Source organism: Pseudoalteromonas sp. S558, assembly GCF_005886635.1.
In the GTDB taxonomy this organism is placed as follows: domain Bacteria; phylum Pseudomonadota; class Gammaproteobacteria; order Enterobacterales; family Alteromonadaceae; genus Pseudoalteromonas; species Pseudoalteromonas aliena.
Genome location: NZ_PNDU01000288.1, coordinates 1 through 733, shown reverse-complemented (window position 1 = coordinate 733; position 733 = coordinate 1). Strand labels below are relative to the sequence as shown.

The window sequence follows — 733 nt, the reverse complement described above, 5'->3', positions numbered from 1 at the left end:
AGAAAATAAATTAACCAAAGTTTAGGTTAATTTAAAGTATGTTATATGAGTTAGATGTGCAAAATAAAAAACGCTGGCTAATGTTTATCAGCCAGCGTTTTATTGTTTATATAATATTTAAAGGCTAAGCCTCAATATTGTTTATATATTTAGTAATTATTTATTTTTTATCTTTTTCTAAACGTTTTTTAAGACTCAGCGCAGCATCAGCGGCTAATAAACGCATAAATTCAGAACCATTACTTTGCTCGCCTTGGCCTGCACCTATTACAATTTCAGGCACTAAACGGCTATTGCCTAAACTTGTAAATAAAGCAGTTTGAATTTTAACTTCTGCTTTTAGCGTTTCATCAAATACATACTTAGGATCAAGTGCCGCAGACTTAGCTCTTAAACGAGCCTCAGCTAAAACGTCCATACCTAATGCTTCTAAACGTTGTTGTTTTAAAATTTCTTCTTGCTCTTTTGCAAGCTCCGCTTTTACAGCCACTCGTTGCTGCGCAGAAATAATGGCATTTGCCTTAATTCGTTCAGCATCAATTTGCTCTTTAATTTTTAGCTTTTCAGACTCAGCTCTTTGCTTCGCAATCGCTTGCTCACCTAATGCCACTTCAGTACGTGCTTGCTGTTCCGCTTTTTTAAGGTTTTGTCTTGCCAGCGCTTCATCTGCAGCCGCTTGCTTTTGCGCCTCTAAACGCGCATTTACTTTATTTTCGTAATCAATATCAATAAT

Annotated in this window: 1 pseudogene; it reads right to left on the bottom strand. The window is 35.9% G+C overall.

Going from position 1 to position 733, the window contains the following annotated elements:
- Positions 1-160: 160 nt before the first annotated feature.
- Positions 161-733, bottom strand: a pseudogene (locus CWB66_RS17105) (SPFH domain-containing protein); the annotation flags it as partial.